Source organism: uncultured Ruegeria sp., from assembly GCF_947504215.1.
Lineage (GTDB): Bacteria > Pseudomonadota > Alphaproteobacteria > Rhodobacterales > Rhodobacteraceae > Ruegeria.
Map to the genome: position 1 here is coordinate 39,328 of NZ_CANNGO010000017.1, position 23,916 is coordinate 63,243.

Annotated in this window: 18 protein-coding genes; 8 read left to right on the forward strand and 10 right to left on the reverse strand. The window is 55.3% G+C overall.

Translation table 11 applies throughout. The features are described 5' to 3' along the window. Position 1 precedes the first annotated feature (1 nt). The 4 genes from Q1B21_RS20615 to Q1B21_RS20630 all read right to left on the reverse strand — a co-directional run bounded on the left by Q1B21_RS20615 (position 2) and on the right by Q1B21_RS20630 (position 4,185). Complete coding sequence (locus tag Q1B21_RS20615; protein WP_299892746.1) at positions 2 to 853, reverse strand: ABC transporter permease; 852 nt, start codon at positions 851 to 853, stop codon at positions 2 to 4. Beyond that, entirely contained in the window at positions 850 to 1,791 is a 942-nt protein-coding gene (locus tag Q1B21_RS20620) for an ABC transporter permease (protein ID WP_299892748.1), read from the reverse strand. Before Q1B21_RS20620 ends, Q1B21_RS20615 begins: the two co-directional genes overlap by 4 nt. 58 nt (positions 1,792 to 1,849) lie before the next feature. Beyond that, positions 1,850 to 3,442 (reverse strand): ABC transporter substrate-binding protein, encoded by a 1,593-nt coding sequence (locus Q1B21_RS20625; RefSeq protein WP_299892750.1) that lies wholly within the window; start codon positions 3,440 to 3,442, stop codon positions 1,850 to 1,852. A gap of 137 nt (positions 3,443 to 3,579) precedes the next feature. Then, complete coding sequence (locus Q1B21_RS20630) at positions 3,580 to 4,185, reverse strand: helix-turn-helix domain-containing protein (RefSeq protein WP_299892752.1); 606 nt, start codon at positions 4,183 to 4,185, stop codon at positions 3,580 to 3,582. A gap of 576 nt (positions 4,186 to 4,761) precedes the next feature. Between Q1B21_RS20630 and Q1B21_RS20635 the strand changes: the two genes are divergently transcribed. The 5 genes from Q1B21_RS20635 (at position 4,762) to Q1B21_RS20655 (ending at position 13,495) form a co-directional block, all read left to right on the forward strand. Next, complete coding sequence (locus tag Q1B21_RS20635) at positions 4,762 to 5,778, forward strand: Ldh family oxidoreductase (protein ID WP_299892776.1); 1,017 nt, start codon at positions 4,762 to 4,764, stop codon at positions 5,776 to 5,778. Between the two features lie 27 nt (positions 5,779 to 5,805). Next, a complete protein-coding gene (locus tag Q1B21_RS20640) occupies positions 5,806 to 6,948 on the forward strand; it encodes an aminotransferase (RefSeq protein WP_299892754.1) in 1,143 nt (380 codons plus the stop codon). Positions 6,949 to 7,301: 353 nt separating this feature from the next. Beyond that, positions 7,302 to 10,229 (forward strand): hypothetical protein, encoded by a 2,928-nt coding sequence (locus Q1B21_RS20645; RefSeq protein ID WP_299892756.1) that lies wholly within the window; start codon positions 7,302 to 7,304, stop codon positions 10,227 to 10,229. 225 nt (positions 10,230 to 10,454) lie between these two features. Next, positions 10,455 to 12,179: a type I secretion system permease/ATPase gene (locus Q1B21_RS20650; protein ID WP_299892758.1), complete on the forward strand. Its 1,725-nt coding sequence runs from the start codon at positions 10,455 to 10,457 to the stop codon at positions 12,177 to 12,179. Next, complete coding sequence (locus Q1B21_RS20655; protein ID WP_299892760.1) at positions 12,179 to 13,495, forward strand: HlyD family type I secretion periplasmic adaptor subunit; 1,317 nt, start codon at positions 12,179 to 12,181, stop codon at positions 13,493 to 13,495. The genes Q1B21_RS20650 and Q1B21_RS20655 overlap by 1 nt, the downstream gene beginning before the upstream one ends. 44 nt (positions 13,496 to 13,539) lie before the next feature. Here Q1B21_RS20655 and Q1B21_RS20660 read toward each other — a convergent pair whose 3' ends face one another. From Q1B21_RS20660 to Q1B21_RS20670, 3 genes are read right to left on the reverse strand one after another with little or no spacing between them, the layout of a single operon-like run. Next, positions 13,540 to 14,547 (reverse strand): ABC transporter substrate-binding protein, encoded by a 1,008-nt coding sequence (locus Q1B21_RS20660; RefSeq protein ID WP_299892762.1) that lies wholly within the window; start codon positions 14,545 to 14,547, stop codon positions 13,540 to 13,542. After that, the gene (locus tag Q1B21_RS20665) at positions 14,526 to 15,893 is read right to left on the reverse strand and encodes a sensor histidine kinase (RefSeq protein ID WP_299892764.1); all 1,368 of its coding nucleotides are present in this window, start codon (positions 15,891 to 15,893) and stop codon (positions 14,526 to 14,528) included. The genes Q1B21_RS20660 and Q1B21_RS20665 overlap by 22 nt, the downstream gene beginning before the upstream one ends. After that, the gene (locus Q1B21_RS20670) at positions 15,883 to 16,551 is read right to left on the reverse strand and encodes a response regulator transcription factor (RefSeq protein ID WP_298937482.1); all 669 of its coding nucleotides are present in this window, start codon (positions 16,549 to 16,551) and stop codon (positions 15,883 to 15,885) included. Before Q1B21_RS20670 ends, Q1B21_RS20665 begins: the two co-directional genes overlap by 11 nt. Positions 16,552 to 16,659: 108 nt before the next feature. On the opposite strand from Q1B21_RS20670, the gene Q1B21_RS20675 reads away from it, so the two are divergent. The 3 genes from Q1B21_RS20675 to Q1B21_RS20685 all read left to right on the forward strand — a co-directional run bounded on the left by Q1B21_RS20675 (position 16,660) and on the right by Q1B21_RS20685 (position 19,706). Beyond that, positions 16,660 to 17,643, forward strand: a complete 984-nt coding sequence (locus Q1B21_RS20675; RefSeq protein ID WP_298937481.1) for a tripartite tricarboxylate transporter substrate binding protein — start codon at positions 16,660 to 16,662, stop codon at positions 17,641 to 17,643. Positions 17,644 to 17,710: 67 nt separating this feature from the next. Continuing rightward, positions 17,711 to 18,193 (forward strand): tripartite tricarboxylate transporter TctB family protein, encoded by a 483-nt coding sequence (locus Q1B21_RS20680; protein WP_299892767.1) that lies wholly within the window; start codon positions 17,711 to 17,713, stop codon positions 18,191 to 18,193. A 1-nt stretch (position 18,194) separates the two neighbouring features. After that, positions 18,195 to 19,706, forward strand: coding sequence for a tripartite tricarboxylate transporter permease (locus Q1B21_RS20685; RefSeq protein ID WP_299892768.1), 1,512 nt, complete (start codon positions 18,195 to 18,197; stop codon positions 19,704 to 19,706). 187 nt (positions 19,707 to 19,893) lie between these two features. Here Q1B21_RS20685 and Q1B21_RS20690 read toward each other — a convergent pair whose 3' ends face one another. The 3 genes from Q1B21_RS20690 to Q1B21_RS20700 all read right to left on the reverse strand — a co-directional run bounded on the left by Q1B21_RS20690 (position 19,894) and on the right by Q1B21_RS20700 (position 23,693). After that, the gene (locus Q1B21_RS20690) at positions 19,894 to 22,068 is read right to left on the reverse strand and encodes a Tex family protein (protein ID WP_299892770.1); all 2,175 of its coding nucleotides are present in this window, start codon (positions 22,066 to 22,068) and stop codon (positions 19,894 to 19,896) included. Positions 22,069 to 22,260: 192 nt separating this feature from the next. Then, a complete protein-coding gene (locus Q1B21_RS20695) occupies positions 22,261 to 22,632 on the reverse strand; it encodes a cupin domain-containing protein (protein ID WP_299892772.1) in 372 nt (123 codons plus the stop codon). Positions 22,633 to 22,703: 71 nt separating this feature from the next. Further along, on the reverse strand, positions 22,704 to 23,693 hold the full coding sequence (locus Q1B21_RS20700) for a YeiH family protein (protein ID WP_299892774.1): 990 nt from the start codon (positions 23,691 to 23,693) through the stop codon (positions 22,704 to 22,706). Positions 23,694 to 23,916 lie beyond the last annotated feature (223 nt).

Below are 23,916 nucleotides of genomic sequence, written 5' to 3' on the forward strand. Positions count from 1 at the left end.
CTCATCCTCGTGGCCTCAGCAAATCAGCCAGCCCGTCACCCAACAATGAAAACCCTAGGCCAGTCAGTACAATCGCAATGCCGGGCATCAGGCTGAGCCACCAGGCGGTGGAGATAAAGTTGCGCCCTTCCGCGATCAGGACCCCCCATTCCGACTGCGGTGGCTGAGCGCCAAGCCCAAGGTACCCCAGCGACGATCCCAACAGAATTGCCAGCGCCATATCGGTCATCCAATAGACAATCACCGGCGTAATCGCATTGGGCAGCAGGTGGCGAAAGATGATACGCCGATCCGAGTAACCCATGACGATGCCAGCAGCGGCATAGTCATTGCCCATCTGTGCGATCACCTCGGCCCGCATCAGGCGCGCGTAGTAAACCCATCCGACCAAGGTGATGGCGATGTACATATTGATCAATCCCGGCCCAAGAACCGCAACCACGGCAATAACGAGAACCAGGAATGGGAAAGTGATGACCGCATCAACGACGCGCCCAAAAATCAGATCCGCGATCCCTCGGTAGTAGCCGACAAGCGCTCCGACCACGACACCGATCACAAGTGCAAACACGGTCGCAAGAACCGCCATCTGCATGTTCACCTGATACGCCCAGATCACGCGGGACAGACTGTCCCGCCCCAACAGATCGGTCCCAAACGGATGGGTCCAGGAAGGAGGTTGACGCACGGCCAGATAGTCAATGGCGTTGGGATCATACGGCGCGAAAATCCCAGGGAAAAGGGCCAGCATCACTGAAAACCCTATGATCAGAATTCCGACAACAAATCCCGGTTTACGCAATGCCAACCGAATACGAGACGGCTGTGAGGGGGTGAAAACGGCATCACTCATTGCAGACGCATCCTTGGGTCAAGGCGGCTTTGAAACAGATCGGTCATCAGAAAGACAAACGAGACCAGAATGGCAAATGTCAGCGTCAGACCCTGGATCAGGGGGTAGTCACGGGCAAAGATCGCCTCAAGCATCAACCGGCCCATCCCGGGTACCGCAAACACGGTTTCGGTAACCAAAGTGCCGCTCATCAGATTGCCAATGGACAGGCCCAGCAACGTAACGGTCGAGATCAGCGCGTTTCGCAATACATGGCGCCCAAGAACCAACCGCGACGGCAACCCTTTGGCGCGGGCGAACTGGACGTATTCGGCATCGAGAACCTCGATAACCGCACTGCGAAGATTCCGCATGATAATGGCCGATGTGTACAGCGCGACTGTGATCGACGGCAGGAACAGATGATAAAGCCTTTCGCCGAAGGTGTCGCCATAGCCACCTACCGGGAACAGTCGCAACTGTGCTGCCAAAAATGTCAGAAGGACCAGCCCTATATAGAATACCGGCATCGACAACCCGATCTGGAACACGGTGCGGATTACCGCATCTGGCCAGCGCCCACGATTAAGGGCCGCAACAAAGGCCAGCGGTCCGGCAATCAGCAGCGACAGTGCAACCGAGTAAATCGTCAGGAACACGGTGATTGGCAGACGATCTGCGATGACATCGATCACATCCGTGCGCATCAGGATTGATTGACCCAGATCTCCCTGAACCGTGTTGCTGAGAAACAGCCAGAACTGCACGAGCATCGGCTCGGTCAGACCCAACCGTTCGCGTATTGCCTGAATATCTGCGTCAGACGCACGATCCCCCGCCATGGCAATGGCCGGATCGCCGGGCAAGAGGCGCACCAGAAGGAAAATGATGATCATGACCAGAAAGAAGGTCGGGATCATCATCAAGAGTCGTTTGAATATATAGGTCAGGCTGGACACAGCTCGCTCCGCACTAATACCCCGCCGAACCTCTCCGGCGGGGTACGGTCATCCGCTGTTAACGGCTGACGGTTGCTTCGTCGAAGATGTTATTGCCCAGCGGTGTCTGAACATAACCTTCAACCGCTGATCCCAACGCGACTGCAAAGGGGGTCTCATACATGAACAGCAAAGGGGCCGCTTCGGCATAAAGCTCCTGCATCCGAGCGAATTTGGCTTTGCGGGCATCGGCATCCATTTCCCCAGCCGCTTCATCAAACAGAGTGTTGAATTCGGCGCTTTCCCAGCCGGTTCCAACCGCCTTGGCTGTTGGCGTATGCCCTAACCAGCCGACAACCTGACTTGGATCGTTCACATCATTAACCCAGCCATATGTGTGGATGTCGAATTCACCCGAACGGTTCTTGGCACCGCGCGTTGCACCATCGACTTGCTCAACCACCAGATCAATGCCCAGCGGCGCCCACATCTGCTGCAACGCCGCAAAGATGGTGGCGTCATCGGCTGATCCGGCCAGCGTCGTAAACGTGATCTGCGTACCCTCGCCTACCCCGGCATCAGACATCAGCGCTTTGGCTTTTGCCATATCATAGGCATAAAGCGGGCTCAGATCGTCGGCATATTGCGTTGCCTTTGCCATCAAAGGCGAGCTCATCGGTTGACCCGCACCATGCAGCACGAGCCCGATCAGAGCCTCTTTGTTAGTCCCGTAGTTCAGCGCTTGGCGCACGCGGGCATCAGCCAGCGGGTTGGGTGAGCCATCGGCGCGGGCTTCACGGGTATTGATCGGCGAATAGATGATCCGTGTCGACGGGTAGAGCTGCATGTCGATGTTAGGGTCGGCCTCAAGCTCGGAAACGCGGCTGAACGGAATGAACTCGGCCGCATCCACTTCGCCAGCCTGAAGGCTCAGAATTCGGGTCGCATCGTCTGGAATGATTTCAAAATGCACGCCGTCCAGATAAGGCAGCGGCTCCCCGTCTGCGCCCATCCGCCAGTAGTTTTCATTGGCACAGAAATCCATCGATGAACCCTGTTCGAAACCGCAAAGATAGAACGGGCCGGATCCGACACCTGCAGTTTTTGCAGCAAAGATTACAGCGGATTTGTCCTGATCCGTTTCACCGGCCGCTGCTTCAAACGCAGCTTTTGACACGATTGCAGTGTTGAACGTGGCCAGCATCGAAAGGATCGTCGGGTCAGGGCTTTTCAGTGCAATCGTGATTGCAGTGCCATCCGCCGACACAGTGTCGATCGACCCCAAAAGACCAGCCCAAGGGCTTAGATCAGGATTGCGCGCACGGTCGAGGGAGAAAACAACGTCGTCACCGGACATAGCCGAACCATCCGCAAACAGGATACCCTCGCGCAATGTCATCGAAACGGTCTTACCATCTTCTGACACCGAGAAGCTTTCCGCCAAACCCGGTTCGACCGAATTGCCATCGGCAGTGCCGCGCAACAGCGTATCAAACAGGCTGCCGACCATCCAGATATCAGGGTTGCGATCCGCATAGATCGGATCGATCAAACGCGAGCCGTCATAACGCGCAAAGTTCAGTGTCCCGCCCCGTTCCTGTGCCAGTGCTGGCAGTGCTGGCAGTGCCAGAGTGGCGGCAACGGTTGCTCCCAATACCGTTTTCATCTTCATTCTATTCTCCTCCCGCAAACAAAAGATTTGCTTGAGGCGACCATAGATGATTCTTAATTTTACTAAAGCTTTTTTTAGTCACAGGTGAAGTTTTGCAACTACGACCTCCCCGCAAAGCCGCAGACTAGACTTGTTCTTTAACCAGTAGGAGCACCGGAATCGTTTATAGGTGAAGTGGTTACCCAAAGTTCCACAGCTTCTACATCCCCCAGAACAACCGAAAAATGACGAACAGACGTATCGTGGTGAACCACGTCACCCGGAGACATAATAAATACTTTTTTAGCCAGATGATATTCCAACCGGCCTGAGATCAGATAACAAAACGCCTCGCCGTCGTGACACATCTTTTCTGACACATGACCTGGCGGACGGTGCACTATCTGCGGATTGAACAATGCACCCGCAAAACCCGGTCCGAGTTTTTCATAAAACCGGCCTCTTGTCCCCAGCGAATATGTCTGCCTACTGTCCTGAGCCACGTATTCGGTAAAGACCTCAGGCACACTGAGTAGCTTCTCTATACTTGTCTGAAGCGCAGCTGCAATTGACATCAGCGAACTGAGGGAAGGTGAGCTCAAACCGCGCTCAACTTGCGACAGGAACCCCGTGGTCAGGTCTGTGGTCTGAGCAACCCGGTCAAGCGTCAACCCCATTGCCTTGCGCCGTCGGCGTATCGCCTGACCCAGCTCGGTGGGTTGCCCTTTTGGCTTGGTCTTGTCGCGCGCCGTCGGAGCGTTCATGCCCTGTCTCCTAAGAAATCCAAATTGTCGGGCATTCAACCGGATCAAGGACTAAAGGTCAAAAATAATTTAGTAGAAGTAAAAATTTTTGGAGAAATACGTCGCGAAGACGCCACCAAGCCATAGCTCAAGTTGACAAACAAAGCACCCCGTCTTCTGCCCGCTTCAATGAATATGCGCATAAGTTTCGCAATTCGCCGAAACTTCACAGAACGAAAGCAAACACTTTCAAACAGACATACAAACCACTGCAGAGGCAACAAGCGTCGCAGAAAACGATTTCGCAATCGATCACCGATTTATGGATTGACGGCGATCGTTTGAAATCAGGTCGTGTATAGTCTGATCGATCTATTCTGCATGTGGGCTCACCACCTAGTTACCAAGCATTCTTTTTAGGCTTCGACGGGCTTGTAGCGACTAAGGCGCCAGAGTTCTGGGGCGGGTGAACCCGGTTTGGAATGGGCCCTTTAACCGATCTTTCAAAACCAGAGGATCGGGTTAAAGTGCGAATGAAGATTAGGCACCATCGCGGTCACTTTGCCATCTGAACAGACAGGAAATCCTCATTTGACTATGAACTCAACGCAACTGCTCTCCCTCGCTGAAGTGCGGGCACTGGCCAAATCGATCTTGATGTCTGCAGGCATGGATGACCACGGAAGCGACGTGATCGCTGACATCGTAGTGTGCTCGGAACGGGATGGCCCGCGCAGTCACGGCCTGCGGAACCTGCCGTTCTATGTGCAAAGCTTCGCTTCGGGTTACGCCAATGCCACTGCAACCCCAACGATTGAACGCATTGCATCCGGCGTACTTCGTGGAGATGGCGACAATGGCTACTATCAGATTGCGGCCAATAAAGCCCGCGAAGACCTGATCGCACTTGCCCGTCAGAACGGTATTGCGGCCTTTACCTGCGCCAACTGTCATCACCTTGGGGCCCTACGTTTCGACACAGAGCCATTTGCCGAAGCCGGACTTGTTGCACTCGCTGTCGTCAATTCATTGTCACTGGTCGTGCCCCACGGCGGTTTGCGCCCTGTTTTCGGCACCAACCCGATGTCTTTTGCGTGCCCACGCGACGGTGCCGCACCTGTGGTCTGGGACCAGGCCTCATCAACCATTGCCTTGATGGATATCAAGATGGCCGCCGCCGAAGGTCACACCCTGCCTCAACCTGCCGGTCTGGACGCGCAAGGGCACCCAACCGCTGATCCCGATGCCATTTTGGAAACCCGCAGCTTGTTACCGTTTGGCGCGCACAAAGGTGCAGCCATCGCCTTTCTCATCGAAGTTCTGGGAGCGGCCTTGGCGGGCGGGGCACTCTCGGTCGATAATGAGCAGCGCGAAGCACACGGCGCACTGAACATCAAAGGCGGCGCGACATTGATTGCGATCGATCCAACCCGTTTTGGCAATGTTGCCTTTGACGACTACATTTCTCGGATCTGTTCCGAGATAGAAGGCAATGGTGACGCAAGAGTTCCCGGTGACGGGCGCTTGAAAAACCGTGCCCACGCCGAGGCCAAAGGCGTCGCCGTCAGCAAGGATCTTCTGACGCAGCTCGAAACACTGATGTCCCAAGGGTAACTTGGCCGACGCAAAGGAGCACGTCCCATGAGAATTGAGCCATTTGGCGTCGAAATCTGGATGAACGAATGGGAAACCAGATGCGATTGGAATCTCGCAGAAACATGTGTGGAAAGCCTGACGATCCAGGAACTGCTCACACTGACCGGCCGAAATGCAAACGATCTGTCGGATCTTCTGGACATGAAGATGACCTATGGCGCAATCGAAGGGTCTGACCGTCTGCGCCGGGCCATCGCCGCCTTGTATGACGACCAATCTGTCGAAAACATCATCGTCACCCATGGCACAATTGGTGCAAATATGTTGGTGCATAGAACCCTAGTCTCGACCGGGGATCGAGTGGTGGCCATTGTACCAACCTATCAACAACATTATTCAATCCCTGCCAGCATCGGCGCAGATGTGCATCAGCTGCAATTGCGCGAAGAAAATGCGTTCCTACCGAATCTCGACGAGCTGCGCGACTTGGTAACGCCAGACACGCGGTTGATTGCACTCAACAACCCAAACAATCCAACCGGCGCGCTGATGGACCGGGCAATGCTGGAAGACATCGCGGTCATCGCTCGCGCTGCCGGTGCGTGGGTTTTGTGCGATGAAGTCTATCGCGGCACGGACCAGACCGGCTCGGGCATGACTGAGTCGATTGCAGATATCTATGAAAAGGGCATCAGCACTGCGGGTATGTCCAAGGCCTATTCCCTTGCTGGGTTGCGTTTGGGCTGGATCGCGGCCCCCAAACAGATAATCGGGGCCGTAACGATCCATCGCGACTACGATACAATCTCAGTCGGCATGATCGATGATCACTTTGCAGCGCTAGCGCTGGAAAACGCAGACAAGGTTTTGGAACGCAGCCAGAGGATAATCCGTGGAAATCTGGCAATCCTGCAGGCCTGGGTGGCGCAAGAGCCCAAAGTATCCTGGGTTAAACCGGACTCAGGAACCACTGCATTGCTGAAATACGACTTACCGATCAACTCTCGGGACTTTTGTGTGAGGCTGCTACAGGAAACAGGCGTCATGCTCACACCGGGCTCAGCCTTGAACATGGAAGGGTATGTTCGCATCGGCTATGCAAACGGATCTGATATCCTCAGGGAAGGGTTATCCCGCATCTCTGGCTTTCTGTCCAAGCAAGGGCGGGATGATTCAACTTTTGCATAGCAATAGCCCTAATGTCCGATGACACGGCTTGATGCACAACTTTAAATTTCATTTTGAAACGCGGTCGATCCCCACCTGTTCTGGCAGAGGTCGCGCATTTATTTGGCTTTTCCAGCCAAAGCAGCAATACACAACCCTATTTATGATGGACAGGCTGGGCGCAAACGATAGACAGAATCTCGCCTAAAATCAGTTACAATGCGCACGTTTTTGCCGATTCCGGCGCGCCGAAAAGGACTGTCGGAAGCACGAGCAAAAATTAATGCATCATATATGTGCATTTAATCCTCGGGTTGTTATCTACGCTTTTACCGCTCGTAGAATATACAATCTTAAGTTGAGGATTAATCACCATGCCCGATGGCACCTTCACTCAATTTCTCTCTGCACTTCTCGCATTCGAATCCGGTTGGGATCGGGACAGATACGACTCTGGCGTCATTCAAGATTGGCAGCTTGACACATGGGCCCAAGGCTCTGTCACCGAATTCTTTCCCGGCTATGGCAGTTGGGGGGATCTGAGCGACAGCGAGTGGGAGGCAATGGCCTATCGCTCGACAAACTCATTGGGGTTCGTCGGCTTTCAATTCGGCGAGGCGTTGTTGATTGACCTGGGCTATTATGACGACGATGAATTCTACGGTAACGGGGCATCGACCAACACCTGGGACGGAACTTGGACTGGGAAAAACGGCGTTAACTCGCTGGACGATTTCATGACGAAAGAGGCCCAGACGGTCGCCATCCAAGAAGCGTTTGGCTACAATCTGGAAATCATTGAGAACGGCCTTCAGAATGCCGGGCAAAGCCTGAACGATTTCATCGGCCAGACTACAACCTATACCGATGGGACCGGCGCAACAATCACGATCGAATTGACACTGACCGGGATACTGGCCGCCGCCCATTTGCGCGGGGCCTACGGCACACTCAACCTACTGCTGGGCGGCGCGGTTTCGACGGATGAATACGGCACGTCGATCCTGCAATACATCGACCAGTTCGGCGGTTATGACAGCCCGGCGGTCAGCGACATGATCGCGTTTTTTGACGACCGGAAAACTGGCGATGAAGGGTTGGGCACGCCCAGCGGGACGACCGGAGGTGGAACAAATGTTGACGGAGGAGGCACGGCAAGTGTCGACAAGGACAGTGCCGACGTTGTGTTCACATGGTCTTACGGGTCGGACACTCAGATCGACAATTTTGATCCGGCAGCGGATACAATTTTTGTCGACTGGATATCAGCGGCGGATCTGGTGATCACCGAGACGAACGGGTCTGTTGTGTTTTCAATCCCTTCCAATCAGCAATCGCTGACACTGACCGGAGTGACCCTGGCTGACTTGTCGGCAGACAATTTCACTATTCTGGACGGCACTGCCGCAGAAGAAATCCTTGGTTTGATTGGCGACGGCACATCCAGCCCCACACCTGAACCTAAGCCAGCGCCCAATCCTGATCCCGAGCTAACGCCGGGACCAAACGCATCAGGCGACCCCTTCGACAACCCTGAGATAACCCAGCAAAACGCCGATGTGGTGGTGACTTGGGCGTGGGGCTCCAGCGTGGTTGTTGATGATTTTGTTCCGGCAACCAATACGATCTTCTTTGATTGGATTGGCGCTGATGCGCTTGAGATCTCCGAGGTGAACGGCTCGGTCATCATCGCGGTTCCATCCAACAATCAGACGATCACGTTGCAAGGCGTCACGCTCGCCATGCTCGAGGCCGGAAACATCAATGCGCTGGACGCCACAGCCCGGGACGAGCTTGCGACGTTGATTGATGCGGATGACAGACACGGTGGCGATCATGGACACACCCATATGCATGTGGTTGTCGGGTATGGTACTCCGGGGCAAGTTATTAGTGGTTTCATGCCGGGAATGGGCGATGTGATCGAAATCGACGCAGATGTCGCTGCAAACGACTTCGAAATATTCGAAGAATCCGGTGACGCACTGGGCCAGACTGTACGCGTAAGCATCACCTTAGATGGCGTGACCACGCAGACCATCTTTACTGGTTTTGGCCTGGAAGACCTGAGCATCGCCAACTTCTCCACGGATGCTCAGCCGGTCCTGAACGAGATCGCGAGTGCAATCGGCCAAGAGATTTCGACCCCAAACAGCGGCGGCTATACCCTGACCTATGATGCTGACGGATCAAACCCTGGCGAAGTCACGGGCAGCACAGAGGCAGGCGGGCGCGTGTTCAAAGCCGACAGTAACGCCGATGACATAACCGACTTCGACCCGGCAGTTGATCAGTTGGATTTCGGCGGCACCTCAGTCCACGGCATGATTGTAACAAAATCGCCCGCAGGCGAAATCGTGATCGACAGCCCTTGGTCGGATGCCGCCCAGATCGTGCAGGGCGTGACCCATCAGGACGTGACCATCGACAGCTTTGGTGTCGTCGGCAATGAACATTTTCGGCAGGACATGGGCGGCGTGATCTCGTGGGAAAAAGGTGTGGGCCCGCGTGAAACGGATACTGTCTATATCCGCAGCCACGAATATGGTCGAACGGAAGTGATCGACAATTTCGACCCCAAGTCGATGAAAATCAGCTTCCTCTATTTTGGCACGCGAGAACGTCTGTCGGTTGAAGACACGGCAGATGGCCTGGTGATCTCGACCCTGCCCAGCGGTCAGAGCTTTACCCTGACCGGCGTGTCCAAAGCAGACCTGATCCCGGGTCTGGTGGAGTTTCACTTCGACCAGGTGATGGAGGATAACCTAGAGTCACCCTTCGGCTTTGACCAAAACGATGTGACGCTAGTGGACCGAACGGAGCTGTTAACCCCGGAAGCCCCTGCTGGAGCGACCACCGACGGGTTCCAGACACGCACCGGCGACCTGACGGGCAGCATCTATGACGACGGAGCCGGTCCTGACGACAACGGCAGCACACCACCTAACAACGGGTCGGGTGGTGCAGGCGCTGGTGTCGTCGTTACACTGGGCGTTGGGGTTGATGTGGTTGGAATTGATTGGAACTGGGCTGCTCAAACCCGTGTCGAAGGGTTCGATCCGTCAGAAGACAGCTTCGATTTCAATGCGCTGTCTGGTGACCATCTTGCACTGCGTGAAGTCGGCGGGAACCTTGAGATAGAAGTGCTTGGAAACGGGGGAAACATCACCACTTTGGCGGGCATTCAGGCCGAAGATCTGACCCGCAGCAACCTGCTGGCGGACCCCAACAACTCTATCCTGGATGACAGCAGCCCGCTGTTCGCACAACTGACCGATCTTGGCTTCGATCCCCTGACCTAAAGGTAAGCGCGGGGGCGGTATGCGCCGTTCCCGCTTCTTCATGTGGGCCTTGCCAACAACAGGATTGATGTGGCCAGAAGATGCCGCCTTCTGGCCTTATTACCTGCGGTTTTTTGCTCGAAACGAATTACATTCTTGGCATTGCTGAACCAGCCTTCTAAACGCGGTACGGCGCAAAGCCTGTGCTGATTGGTATGGAATAAAACATTGAGACCAGAAACCGGTATGTCCGCGGCCCCGCGCCATGAGCTGCGCAACGTGCGCAATCAAGGCGCCGCCTTTCTGGCCCTGGCGTTTCTGTTCAGCGTTTTTGTCAACCTGCTGATGCTGACGGGTCCTTTGTTTATGCTTCAGGTGTATGACCGGGTCCTCGGGTCGCGCGCGGTCGAGACATTGACCGCCCTATTCCTGCTGGTTGCGCTGCTTTACGCATTGATGGCGATGCTCGATTTTGCCCGCGGCCGTATCGTCGCGCGGTTTGGCGCGCGTTTTCAGTCGCAACTGGACGAGCGCGTTTTTGACGCGACACTGCGCCGCTCATTGTATCCGCAGGCACGATCTGCCCCGGCAACCGCGCTACGTGATCTTGAATCGATTCAGAACCTGTGTTCGTCGCCAGTCCTGCTAGCAGTGATGGACATCCCCTGGACACCGGTTTTTCTGGCCGCCATTTTTCTGTTCCATCCGCTGTTGGGGTGGCTTGCCATGACAGGCGGCGCTTTGCTGGTCATCATTGCCTTGTTGAACCAGGCTCTGACCCATCGCAAAGTGGCCGCTGCTCAGGCCGCATCAGCCAAGGCCAACGCGTTCTCCGAACACGCGAGACAAGCGGCCGAGGTCGTACGCTCGCAAGGGATGCAAGAGGACGTTACGCTGCGCTGGCTGAGCCAAAGGTCCAATGCCTTGAGCCAGACTATCGCGGCCAGCGACTGGACAGGCAGCTTCACCTCATTGACCAAGTCGCTGCGCTTGTTTTTGCAATCTGCAATGCTGGCGCTGGGGGCATGGCTGGTCTTGCAGAACGAGATGACACCGGGCGCAATGATCGCCGGGTCTATCTTGCTGGGTCGCGCTTTGGCGCCGGTCGAACAAGCTGTCGGGCAATGGGGGGTGATTGAACGTGCCCGATCTGCTTGGACCTCGTTGAACAAATTCCTGGACCAAACCCCGCCCGAGATTGCACGAACCAAACTGCCAGTTCCTGCCGCGAACCTCAAAGCCAAGTCCCTGACAGTTATCCCACCTGGTTCAAACACGCCAACGCTGCGCAATGTAACCCTGAGCCTGGAACCTGGCAAAGCGCTGGGTGTGATTGGCAAAAGCGGATCTGGAAAGACGACGCTGGCCAAAGCTCTGTTGGGATTGTGGCAACCGGCGGCCGGTGAAATTCGGTTGGGTGGCGCGACACTGGACCAGTATGATGCAACCGATCTAGGCCGTCACATTGGCTATCTTCCCCAACAAGTGACCCTGTTCAACGGCACCGTTGCCGAAAACATAGCGCGTATGTCCGAAAACCCGGATCCAGAAGCAGTGGTCGCAGCGGCCAAGAAAGCCAATGCGCACGAGCTGATTCTGACTTTGGAAAAAGGCTACGACACCTTTCTCGAAGGCAATGACAGTCAATTGTCCGGTGGTCAAAAGCAGCGCATAGCATTGGCCCGGGCGCTTTATGGCGATCCGGTTCTACTGATCTTGGATGAGCCGAACTCGGCACTGGATGCAGATGGCACCGAAGCCCTGAATGCCGCGGTGCGTGGGCTCAAAGCCGCAGGAAAATCAGCGATCATCATGACGCACCGACCTCAGGCAATTTCGGAATGCGACGACTTGGCGGTTGTAGAAAAAGGCCAGCTTGTGAAATCAGGTAGCCGTGACGAGGTTCTAAACGCCATGGTGCAGAATGCTGGCGCCATCAAGCGCAAGCTGAGCCCGGTAGTAGGTGAGTGATGGCAAATCAGACACAGAAAATGACGCGCCCTGTTTGGCGCATCAGGGTGCCGGCCATGGTCGGCTTTGCCGCGCTTGCTATTCTGGTTGGTGGCTTGGGTGCCTGGGCCGTCAAAACACGATTGGCCGGGGCCATTGTTTCCTCTGGTGTGATCGAAGTGCAAAGCAATCGGCAGGTGGTTGAACACCCCGATGGCGGCGTCGTGGGCGAAATCTTTGTTCGCGACGGTGACGTGGTAACCAGTGGCGACTTGCTGCTACGGCTTGATGATACGTTCCTGTTTTCAGAACAGACCATTGTTGTGTCACAGCTTTTTGAACTCTTGGCGCGTCGGGCGCGGCTGGAGGCCGAGCGCGACGGGACGTCTTCGGAAGATCTGGGTATACGCCTGCTTGAAGTCCAGCAAGAGAACAATATTGGTCCCGACCTGATCGCCGGTCAGCAACGTCTGTTTGATGCACGGCTTGAATCCATGGCCAAGCAAACCGAGCAACTCAACGAACAGCGCGCCCAGATCGAAAGCGAGATCGAAGGAACCAAGGCGCAACTTGTTTCCTTGCGACGTCAGGTCGAGCTGATTCAGGACGAACTGGAAGACCAACAAAGCCTGTTGAGCCGAGGTTTGACGCAGGCCAGCCGTGTTCTTTCGCTACAGCGCGAAGAAGCGAGCCTAAGCGGCGAGATTGGTAGCCTCGAGGCATCCGTAGCCCGGCTGAGAGGCCAGATTGCGGCGACAGAAATTCAGATCCTGGAACTGACGGCGACCCGCCGCGAAGAAGCAATTACCACCCTGCGGGATGTGCAAACACAGGTCTCGGAACTGTCAGAACGACGCCTGTCCCTCGCAGAACGCCTGTCGCGTCTGGATATCCGCGCGCCAGTTTCCGGAACAGTTTACGACAGTCAGGTTTTTGCACTTCAGTCTGTCATCCAGCCCGCCGAACCCATGATGTATGTGGTACCACAGGATACCCCGTTGCTGGTTGCTGCGCGCGTCGATGCCATTCACGTCGATCAGCTGCATGTTGGCCAACCCGTTGCACTGAGGTTCCCGGCGTTCAATCAGCGTGAAACCCCAGAGATTGACGGCCAGGTTCTTAACGTGTCGGCCGATACATTCACCGATGAACAGACCGGGTTTACGTTCTACCGGGCCGAGCTGGCCCCGATTGATGGTCAGATCGAGCGTCTGAACGGCCAGGCTTTGCTACCCGGAATGCCTGTTGAGGCGATGATCAAAACCGACGAGCGCACGCCCTTGTCTTATCTAATCAAACCGATGGCCGACTATTTCAATCGCGCGTTCCGGGAATAGGCACGAACGCGGGTCGAAGTGACAAGGGGCACAAAATAGGAGCCCTATCGCTGAATAACGGCATTTTCCCACTCTGACAGAAACTTCTTCCTCTTCAACTTGTCCAGGAACGTCAACAAGGCCGGGTCCAAAGCGATCGTTGCCCTTTCATCTACGCTATCATCAGTCCCCAACAACGGAAGCGATGGCGCGTTGGTGGAAGACCGGGTCTTCTTCGCAGTTAGCTGACGAACAAATGCCTCTGCCGCATCGGGCTCGGGCGTCCCGTTCAGCACCATTGCGGTGCGCATCATGGTCGTCTGAAAATCGGAGGGCAGCACGATCTCAAATGCGTCCTTTCCTTCCGTACGCGCTGCGGCATAGCTGCCCAGTACGTTGTAAGCGACTGCAATCGTCCCATCTGTCAGATCGTTGATCATCTCGCCGGAACAGCAATACAGACGTACATCCAGGCTGCCCAAGACCTCCATCAGTCGCCAGTATGTCTCAGAGGCGCGGGCGTCCTGAGTGGCAAACAAATATCCCAATCCTGATTGACGAATGTCGTATGTGCCCACTTTTCCGCGAAAATCATCGGGTCTGGCGCGAAGTATCTCGATCAACTCTTGCCGCGTTTGCGGCGTCGCCCCCTCAGCAAAAGCAGCGCTATTTATGACGATTGTTGCAGGCTCGGACGTGAAAGCAAAAAGACTGTCATGCCACTGCGCCCAATCCGGGTTTGCAATGCTGTCTATTGCTAATGCATATCCGTCATTTGCCAGTTTAAGTTGCAAATCCATTGCGCTGGATATCGCAATGTCAAAGGCATCGGGCGTTGCCCGGACCTGACGGTCAATGTCAGCCGTTCCCGTAACCAGATACTCGACCGAAATCGATGGGTTGCCCAGAATGAAATCTTCGATCAAAGGCGCAAACAATGCAGTGTCAGTACTGGATATTATGCGCAGTTGAGGCCCTTGCGCTGCTTCATTAAAGACCCGTTGATCTTCCCATTCCAGCGCCATTGCGAAGCAAGGAAACAACCACAGAATTACAGAGATAAGATAACGCATGCGCCGCCCTCGGGTTGGTTCATCAGAACAAGCGTTCCGCCATGCGCGGTTGCCACATCCTGCGCAATGGTGAGCCCCAAACCTGATCCAATGGTTCCGGTGGCATTCTGACCACGCTCAAATCGCCGGGTCAGTGTTTCGATCTCATCAGGTGGAAACCCCGGACCTTGATCACTGACTTTAACCTGAACACAAGGGCTCGCGGCAACTTCGATTGTCACCGTGCTGTCCGCCGGGGCGTATTTCAGTGCATTGTCAATCATATTGCGCGCGGCATTCTGGATCAGGATCGGGTCACCGGAATACTGAACCGCGGAATCGCCCACCAAAGACAAGGAAAGATCTTTCATTTCGGCGATCGGCGTCAAACGCTGAACCAGTTCCGCCATAAGATCGACAAGGTCAAGATCTTCGCGCTCAAGGTGGTCCGCCCTAAACGTGATCATGGCGTGGTCCAAAAGTTGACCAGCCGCGCGCGAGCTTTCGTCGATTGCGCGGACCATGGATCGCAATGCTTCGCGGTTTTCTTCTTTTTCGACCCTTTGCAGCGTCGCGTCCGCGTAGGACCGGACTGTTGCCAGGGGCGTGCGGACCCTATGCGCTGCCTCGGCAATGAAGTCTTCCGATTGGCTGAGTGATTGGTCCAATCGACCCATAAGAGAATTCAGGGATGTGACCAAAGGCGCCATTTCCCGGGGCACAGGTTTTCTGAATGGGCTTAAATCTTGTGGTCCGCGGCGCGTGACCGAGGTTGTCAGCTTGTTGAGCTGCCCAATCGTTGCCGATGTCGCCCAAACGGACAGTACTGTCGCAAGGGCAAAGAAACCCAACCCCAGATAAGCCGCATTGCGGGAAATCTGGTCCATTGTTTCAGACAACGCGTCCTGGGTCTGCCCAAGCGCTACTTCGATTTCGGTCTGTTTTCCAAGACCTACAAGTGTTCGGCTGGTGTTTACTTGCCGAACATTTTCGCCGCGAACGGCACCCGATCTGAAAGCCCATTTACCGTTAATAGGAGCGTCGGCCAAGGGCAGGTCATCGTATCCGGATAGAAATTCGCCGTCCTGAAAGATCGCATAAAAGACCCGGTCATCGGACGGCGTCGTCAGCATCGAAAATGCCGCATAAGGAATATCAACCTCAAGCTCACCGTCCCTCAGCGCAGCTGCATCCAGGATTGAGGTCACCGAGGCCTCGAGAATACTGTCCTGACCTTGCTGAGCCACCCGGGCCGCATAGTTGCGCACCGCAAAGAACAGAAGAAGCGCCAGGATCGCTGCGCCGCCAATCAGTGTAAGAACAAGCCGGTTCCTGAGTGACCCTGAAACCGTGAGATCAGCTGACATGATCCAACCTGTATCCCAGTCCGCGCAGTGTGGTGATTTTCAGGTCCGAGTTTTCCAGATGCCTGCGCAGACGTCCAACATAGACTTCGATGGCATTGTCCGAGACGTTGTCATCATAGGAAAACAACCTGTCCGCCAGCTTTTGTTTCGAAAACACCTGTCCGGGCGCGTTGAAAAACAGCTCCAGCAAGCGCAACTCGCGATTCCGCAGCGACACCGTGTCGGACCCGACCAGTAAATGACCCGCGACCGGGTCAAAAACGATCCCGCCGATCTCGATCGTCGATTTCACGATCCCTGATTTACGTCGCAATACGGCCCGGCATCGGGCTTCAAGTTCGGCATGGTCGAACGGTTTGGTGACATAGTCATCAGCCCCCAAATCCAGCGAACCGATTCGATCCGAAACCTGACTGCGCGCAGTCAGAACGATCACAGGCGTGTCCAAATGACTTGCGCGATGCTGTTTCAAAAAGTCACGGCCGTCCCCGTCGGGCAGCATGATGTCCAATAGGATAAGATCATACTCTTCGGTTTCTACAAAAGCAGATGCGTCTCCCAAATTCGCTGCATGATCAACGACATGCCCGTCTAACCGCATGCGCGAACTGATCGCGTTTGCGAGGTCCAGATTATCTTCGACCAGTAAAAATTTCATGGGGCTCAAGCAGTTTTTCTGCGCATGACAGGTTGATGTCAGGTTGATGTGTTTTGGTTCGGATTAATCTGAGCCGTCAATCGGCCGATTGTCAAATGGGAGGACATCATGACGAATTTCACACTGGGCCGTCGGGCCCTAATCGCAGCTGTGGCTGCTTTTGGTCTGACTGGGCCAGCATTGGCCGACGGTCATCAGGTTGTGGACAGCATCCACTTTCTGATCCCGGGCGGCGCAGGCGGCGGCTGGGATGGTACCGCCCGTGGCACCGGTGAAGCGCTGACCAATGCGGGCATCGTGGGCACCGCGTCATACGAAAACATGTCGGGCGGCGGCGGCGGCAAAGCCATCGGGTTCCTGATCGAGAACGCCGACAGCAACCACGGCACCCTGATGGTCAACTCGACCCCAATCGTAATCCGCTCGCTGACCGGTGTATTTCCCCACAACTTCCGTGATCTGACGCTGGTTTCCGGCACTATCGGGGATTACGCCGCGATTGTTGTGGGCAAAGACAGCCCAATCAATTCGATGGATGATCTGCTTGCCGCGTATGACGCCGATCCGTCGGCGACAGCCATTGGTGGCGGTTCTGTACCAGGCGGCATGGACCACCTGGTCGCGGCCATGGTCATGGAGGCAGCGGGAAAAGACGCCCTTGGCGTCAAATACATCCCCTACGATGCTGGCGGCAAAGCCATGGCAGCTCTTCTTTCGGGTGAGATTGCGGCGCTGTCGACCGGATTCTCGGAAGCCGTTGACCTGTCAAATGCAGGTGAAGTCAAAATCATCGGCGTTACTTCGGATGAGCGTGTCGATGCGGCGCCCGAAGCCATGACAATGAAAGAACAGGGTATCGACACAACCTTCGTAAACTGGCGCGGGTTCTTCGGAGCGCCCGGCCTGCCCGAGGACAAGCTAGTCGCGTATCAGGAAGCCATCACTGAAATGTATGCCACGCCCGAGTGGGAAGAGGTTCGCGCACGGAATGGCTGGGTCAACATCCACAATTCCGGCGACGACTTCAAAGCTTTCCTGGAACAACAGGAACAGCAGATCGGCGATCTGATGAAGAAGCTGGGCTTCCTCTAAAGACACAACTGGCAGAGCGGACCACCGCTCTGCCATACGAATACTAAACAAAACGAAGGGAGGAGTTATGGCGCTGGACCGTTGGATCGCGCTTGTTCTGCTGGGAATATGCTTGACCTATGGCTACGCGGCCTGGTTCACCATGGACAGCGGCTTGCCCCCCTTCATGCAACGAAACCCCATCTGGCCAAGCACCTTCCCCAAGGTTCTGTCAGTTTTGGGTATCGTCGCAACAACCATTATTCTCTTGGGCTTTGAAAAAGCTGAGCCAAAAGAAGCAGATATCGACTATCGAAAGCTGGGTGAGTATCATCTTGGTCAGGCGCTGCTGCTGCTGGGATTGATGGTTGTCTACGCGCTATGCTTGCGGCCGGTAGGTTTTTTGATCTCGACTTCAGCCTTCCTGTTCTTCGGGTCCTACATTCTTGGTGAACGCAAGTGGCACGTCATGCTGCTTGTAGCTTTTATAGCAACCGGCTCTGTCTGGTATCTGGTCCAGGAAGTTCTTGGCATCTACATGCGCCCCCTGCCGGGCCTATTCGGAGGCTGACATGCTTGAAGGACTTCTGATTGGCCTGCAAACGGCATTCTCTCTGCAAAATCTTCTGATGGTCGTTGCCGGGTGCCTGATCGGTACATTCATCGGTATGCTCCCGGGTCTTGGCCCGATGTCGATCATTGCCATTATGATCCCGGTCGCCATCTCGATGGGCGACCCATCTGCTGCACTGATCTTGCTCGCAGGTGTTTATTATGGCGCGATTTTTGGCGGATCAACCTCGTCCATCCTATTGAATGCGCCGGGGGTCGCGGGCACCGTTGCCTCCAGTTTTGATGGGTACCCTATGGCGCGTCAGGGCAAAGCGGGCAAAGCGTTGACCATTGCCGCCATTGCCAGTTTCGCAGGCGGCACCCTGGGGGCGATATTGCTGATGGTTTTTGCACCGGCGCTGTCGTCAGTCGCGTTGTTGTTCCATTCGGCCGAATACTTCGCTCTGATGGTCGTTGGCCTGTCTGCAATTGCGGCATTTGCAGGGACGGGCCAAGTGGCCAAGGCGCTTATCATGACCATATTGGGTTTGATCATGGCCACGGTGGGCGAAGGCGCGTTGTTCAACCTGCCACGCTTCACAATGGGTATCATGGACCTGCAGTCCGGGTTTGGCTTTATCACGCTCGCAATGGCGATGTTTGCACTGCCCGAGGCCCTGTTTCTTGTTCTCAAGCCCAAGAACCTTCAGGGGGACGACGGCGAAATCAAAGACCTGCGTATCACCAAAGCCGAGGCTCGGGCGATCTCGCCCGTTATTGGTCGGCAATCTGTCCAAGGGTTCTTCATAGGCGTATTACCGGGTGCGGGCGCAACAATTGCCAGCTTCCTGGGCTACGCGGTCGAACGCAACATCGCCCCAAAGGCCGAACAGGAAGAATTCGGAAGGGGTTCGATCAAGGGGCTGGCCGCTCCAGAGGCTGCCAACAACGCAGCCTGCACAGGCTCGTTTGTGCCGCTTCTGACACTTGGTATCCCGGGATCAGGGACAACAGCTATCCTTCTCGGCGCGTTGATCGCATTGAACGTCACACCGGGCCCGCGCCTGATGATCGACGAGCCGCAGATCTTCTGGGCCGTCATCATGTCGATGTTCATCGGCAATCTGGTACTGTTGATCCTGAACCTTCCGCTTATCCCATATATCGCAAAGGTACTGGCGGTGCCGCGCAACTATTTGATCCCGTTTATTTTATTCTTTACCTTGATGGGTGCCTACATTGGGCAAAACAACGCTACCGAGTTGCTGATACTGGTTGGTTTCGGTGTGTGCGCCACGGCGCTGAAGTTTGCCGATTATCCGTTGGCACCGTTGCTGATCGGGTTCATCCTTGGCGGCATGATGGAGGACAATTTTGCGCGCTCAATGCAGCTGTACGATGGGGTTTCCTTTATTTGGGAACGACCCATGACACTGGGTCTCTTGGTGATTGCTGCGCTGCTCGTCCTTCTCCCAAGCTATCGTGCGCGACGCGCTAGGGCGCGGGCGGCAGGTGTGGCTGATGGCGATTGAACCACTCTAAGGCATGCGGGTCTTGATCTAACAAACGTTCTGACTGACCCGCATTGCCAACTGGAGCTGATGGGCGCAGGTGTCATCAAGGTTGAACGCCACGAGAGCGGGGACCCTGCGTATGACCAGATCGCTCAAGGGATCAGCAGCGCCATGCATTCAAACTCTAACACACAAACTCGACCTACTATCTGCGGCGATCGGCCCCGCCGTCCTTGCGCATGGTCAGCCCGATACGTTTGCGAGGCACATCAACCTCGACAACACGCACTTTCACGACCTGACCAGCCTTCACCACCTCATGCGGATCTTTCACAAACCGGTCCGCCAGTTGGCTGATATGAACCAAACCGTCCTGATGCACGCCGACATCGACAAAGGCACCAAAGGCGGCGACGTTTGTGACGGTCCCTTCCAAAACCATTCCGGGTTTGAGGTCAGTGATCGCTTCGACCCCGTCCGTAAAGGAAGCTGTCACAAAAGTCGGCCTTGGATCTCGGCCTGGTTTTTCAAGCTCGGAAAAGATGTCCTGTACGGTAGGCAATCCGAATGTGTCGTCCACGAACTGGTCTGCCCTCAGCCCGTTCAAAGCCCCGTCATCGCCCATGATCTGACGGATATCGCGTCCGCAGGCCGCGACCACCCGGCGGGCAACATCATATGCCTCAGGGTGGACCGACGACGCATCCAAAGGCTCTGCCCCATCACGAATACGTAAAAACCCTGCACATTGCTCAAAAGCTCGGGGGCCAAGCTGGGCGACGTTCAGAAGGTCTTTGCGCGATTGAAACGGGCCGTTGATATCCCGGTGCGCAACGATGGCTTCGGCCTGCGCCGGGCCAAGACCTGAGACATGCGACAGTAGTGGTGCAGATGCCATATTCAAATCAACGCCAACGGCATTTACCACATCTTCTATTACAGTTTCCAAAGACTGGGACAGGCGGTGTTGGTCAACGTCATGCTGGTACTGTCCGACACCGATGGATTTCGGTTCAATTTTGACCAATTCGGCCAACGGGTCCTGCAGCCGCCGCGCGATAGACACCGCACCGCGCAAAGAGACATCAAGGTCAGGGAACTCGCGCGCAGCCAACTCCGAAGCCGAATAAACCGACGCGCCAGCCTCGGAAACAACAACCTTGGTCGGAGCCTTCACGGAATTGGGAAGCATGCTAAGCGTGTCCGCCACCATCCGTTCAGTTTCACGGCTGGCAGTGCCATTGCCGATGGCAATCAACTCGATCTGATGCGAGGAGATCAGGTTCAGGATCGCAACTTGCGCCCCGCGCAAATCCTTTTTGGGCTGAAACGGGTAAAGAGTGTCCGTGGCCACAACTTTCCCCGTGGCATCAACCACGGCGGCCTTCACTCCCGTTCGAATACCGGGATCCAATCCAAGTGTCGGCCGCGCGCCTGCGGGGGCGGCAAACAGCACGTCTTTCAGGTTCCGTGAAAACACCTGAATCGCTTCATCCTGGGCCCGGCTTCGCAAATCCGCCATAAGCTCGACCATCATGGACAGCGACAGCTTAACCCTCCAGGTCCACCCCGCCACTTTGCGCAGCCATTTATCGCCCGGGCCATCGCCCCGTGTCTGCAAATGGGCCGCCACAATCGTTTCTGCCCGCGCTGCCCCAGTTTCAGGTTCGGGTGCGATATCCAGCGTGACGATACCTTCTTTTGACGCCCGCAACATCGCCAGCGCCCGATGCGAAGGTACTTTGGACCACAGCTCAGAATGATCAAAATAGTCGCTGAACTTGGCCCCTTCTTGTTCTTTGCCTTCAATGACCTTCGCGCTCAGGAATGCTTCCCGCTGCATGAAACTGCGAAGCTCACCCAACAGGGCCGCGTTTTCCACCATTTGTTCGGTCAGAATATCGCGCGCACCGTTCAAGGCGTCCTTGGCCGTCGCCACAGCCTCGGTCACAAATGACTGCGCCAAAATCTCCGGTTCCGCGTTGCGATCTGCAAGAACTGCGTCAACCAAAGGCTCAAGCCCGTTTTCCCTGGCAATCATTGCCTTGGTACGGCGCTTGGGCTTGTAAGGAAGGTAGATGTCCTCCAACCGCGCTTTGGTGTCAGCTTGCGCGATGGCTTTGGTCAGATCTTCCGTGATCTTGCCCTGATCTCGGATCGATTTCAGGATCGCGTCACGCCGCGCTTCCATTTCGCGCAGATAGATCAGCCGCTCGGACAACGTGCGCAATTGTGTATCGTCCAATCCGCCTGTCATTTCCTTCCGGTATCGGGCGACAAAGGGCACGGTAGCGCCTTCGTCCAATAGTTTTACCGCTGAATCTACCTGATCAGGTCGCGCGTTGATCTCACTGGCGATGGTGCGGGATATGCGGTCCAATGCGACCTCCTGAAACGTGGTTGGAGGCACTTCTTAGCCACCCGGATCAGAGAGGGAAAGGGTGTCCCGGCTGCAATTTAGAACTTTGGTGATATGAACCGGAAACTACTTTCGGTAGTGTCCGGTTTGACAGCCCAAATCCATCTGGGATCTAACCGCAGGCCCGAGTGATCCACCGTGTCTTGCACCTGATTACTCCTGTTTGGCGCAGTCACGGATCACAAAGTGCTTTGTTGTCGTCTCAACAACCTCCCAAAACCCGCGAAACCCATTGGGAATCAAAAAGCTGTCGCCCGTCCGGAAGTCCTGCCGTGTTCCGTCTTCATGGATCAGCGCGCAATGACCCGTGATGATGTAGCAATACTCATCCTTGTCCGTGAACGCATGCCATTTGCCGGGTGTCGACGTCCAGGTGCCCGCTGACATGGCCCCGTCGGGACTTGTAAAATGAAGACCAACTTTATGATAGGGATCCCCTTCGACCACGCGATCTGGAAGATCGGCAAGTCGCCGTTCGCTTTTGCGTGCCGGTTCATCAAACAGGTTAATGACATGTATGTTCATAGCTTCACCAATCCATCAGAGTTCAGTTTCGTTTTCTTCACCACAAGCTGCCTTCGGCAGATGTCGCCAGCTCACATATGGAGGTAGTAGACACCCGCTAGCACAAACAATGCGATAAAGATGGTTTCGGCCACGATCAGAGCGATGGCCTGACCTCCAACATCCAGAATCCGCTTGAGCGAGGTTTTCATTCCAACCGCAGCAATCGAAATGAGCAATGCCCAACGGCTCAGGCTCGCCATGGCTTCTGAAACCACCGCCGGGATCACCCCGAACGAGTTGAGAGCCGCAAAAATCAGAAATCCGACAACAAACATGGGCAAAATCGGCGGGCGCTTACCTTCTTCTTCTGCGAAGTCAGCGTGGCGTCGAACAAGGGCAGAAATAACCAGTACCACCGGCGCAAGCATTGCAACCCGGATCAGTTTGACCATCGTTGCGACCTCTCCGGTCCGATCCGAGACCGAAAAGCCCGCACCAACGACCTGGGCAACGTCGTGGATTGTGCCCCCCAGAAATACACCTGAAATCTCGTCGTCAAACGCAAAGGTCTCCGTCAGGATCGGATAGGCAATCATCGCCACGGTTGACAATACCGTAACCGAAAGAACGGTGAAAATCAGGTTGCGTTCCGAGTGTTCGTTCTTCGGCAAAATAGCCGACAACGCCATGGCGGCCGAAGCGCCGCAAATTGCCACAGAACCGCCCGTCAGAATACCAAACCGCCAGCCGCGCCCCAGCAGCCGAGCACCCAGAAGCCCGAACAATATGGTCAGGATGACACCTGCAATCACAACCGCGATCAACTGTGGCCCTAAGCCGATCATCAATTCGATCGAAATGCGCGCGCCTAACAAAGCGACACCGAACCGCAAAACAGTGCGTGCCGTGAAGTCAATTCCCACTTTGCATGGACTTGACTCATCTTCCGCCAGAAAATGAAACGCGATACCCAGCAACAGCGCCATAAGCATGGCTGGCGCTCCGTAATGTTCCGATAAAAACTGTGCAGCAACAGCAACAACTACGGATACCAGAAACCCGCGGCCATTTTTGCGCATGAATGATTGCACCCAAGATGTGGGCGAATGAGATGCATTTGACGCCTGCATCGTATTTCCTTTGTGAATTTTGTGCTGTCCTGATCGAAAAAGCACAGGCCACCCCGGGCCGCAAGCCGGCCCGGGTAAATGTTGGACTACCCTTACTACGCTTGTATTTGAGGTGTCATGTCGTTTGCGTTGACGCCTGCGACTGCGACGGGTTTTTTCATGGCGTCGCGGC

Bases quoted from the DNA above. Each gene is read 5' to 3' on its own strand.
- Q1B21_RS20615 (WP_299892746.1), bottom strand. From the start codon at position 853: ATGAGTGATGCCGTTTTCACCCCCTCACAGCCGTCTCGTATTCGGTTG.
- Q1B21_RS20625 (WP_299892750.1), bottom strand. From the start codon at position 3,442: ATGAAGATGAAAACGGTATTGGGAGCAACCGTTGCCGCCACTCTGGCA.
- Q1B21_RS20630 (WP_299892752.1), bottom strand. From the start codon at position 4,185: ATGAACGCTCCGACGGCGCGCGACAAGACCAAGCCAAAAGGGCAACCC.
- Q1B21_RS20635 (WP_299892776.1), top strand. From the start codon at position 4,762: ATGAACTCAACGCAACTGCTCTCCCTCGCTGAAGTGCGGGCACTGGCC.
- Q1B21_RS20640 (WP_299892754.1), top strand. From the start codon at position 5,806: ATGAGAATTGAGCCATTTGGCGTCGAAATCTGGATGAACGAATGGGAA.
- Q1B21_RS20645 (WP_299892756.1), top strand. From the start codon at position 7,302: ATGCCCGATGGCACCTTCACTCAATTTCTCTCTGCACTTCTCGCATTC.
- Q1B21_RS20650 (WP_299892758.1), top strand. From the start codon at position 10,455: ATGTCCGCGGCCCCGCGCCATGAGCTGCGCAACGTGCGCAATCAAGGC.
- Q1B21_RS20655 (WP_299892760.1), top strand. From the start codon at position 12,179: ATGGCAAATCAGACACAGAAAATGACGCGCCCTGTTTGGCGCATCAGG.
- Q1B21_RS20660 (WP_299892762.1), bottom strand. From the start codon at position 14,547: ATGCGTTATCTTATCTCTGTAATTCTGTGGTTGTTTCCTTGCTTCGCA.
- Q1B21_RS20665 (WP_299892764.1), bottom strand. From the start codon at position 15,893: ATGTCAGCTGATCTCACGGTTTCAGGGTCACTCAGGAACCGGCTTGTT.
- Q1B21_RS20670 (WP_298937482.1), bottom strand. From the start codon at position 16,551: ATGAAATTTTTACTGGTCGAAGATAATCTGGACCTCGCAAACGCGATC.
- Q1B21_RS20675 (WP_298937481.1), top strand. From the start codon at position 16,660: ATGACGAATTTCACACTGGGCCGTCGGGCCCTAATCGCAGCTGTGGCT.
- Q1B21_RS20680 (WP_299892767.1), top strand. From the start codon at position 17,711: ATGGCGCTGGACCGTTGGATCGCGCTTGTTCTGCTGGGAATATGCTTG.
- Q1B21_RS20685 (WP_299892768.1), top strand. From the start codon at position 18,195: ATGCTTGAAGGACTTCTGATTGGCCTGCAAACGGCATTCTCTCTGCAA.
- Q1B21_RS20695 (WP_299892772.1), bottom strand. From the start codon at position 22,632: ATGAACATACATGTCATTAACCTGTTTGATGAACCGGCACGCAAAAGC.
- Q1B21_RS20700 (WP_299892774.1), bottom strand. From the start codon at position 23,693: ATGCGCAAAAATGGCCGCGGGTTTCTGGTATCCGTAGTTGTTGCTGTT.